The sequence below is a fragment of the Salmonella sp. SAL4457 genome (assembly GCF_046548235.1).
Taxonomy (GTDB): Bacteria; Pseudomonadota; Gammaproteobacteria; order Enterobacterales; family Enterobacteriaceae; genus Salmonella; species Salmonella enterica.
The window spans coordinates 1-263 of sequence record NZ_JBGDZO010000685.1; the positions used below are offsets into that span (position 1 = coordinate 1).

Here is a 263-nt window from a genome sequence, read left to right on the forward strand (position 1 = left end):
CTGATCCAGTGGTCGGTGGTGAATTCCTCGATGGCCCAGTCGCCGTTGAAGCGGCCAAGTCCGGAGTTCTTCTCGCCGCCGAAGGGCGCGTTGGCCTCGTCGTTCACCGGAATGTCGTTGACGTGGGTCATCCCCGCGCGTAGCTGGCGGGCAAAGCGCACCGCGCGTTCCAGGTCGCGGCTGAACACCGCGCTGGACAGCCCGTATTCGCTGGCGTTGGCCAACTCCAGCGCATGCGCCTCGTCGCGCGCGCGGAGCAGGCC

General features: G+C 67.7%; 1 protein-coding gene. It reads right to left on the reverse strand.

Translation table 11 applies throughout. From position 1 onward, the window contains the following. On the reverse strand, window positions 1-263 hold a 263-nt coding region (locus ACLJNW_RS25920), incomplete at both ends, for an aldehyde dehydrogenase family protein (RefSeq protein ID WP_410961469.1).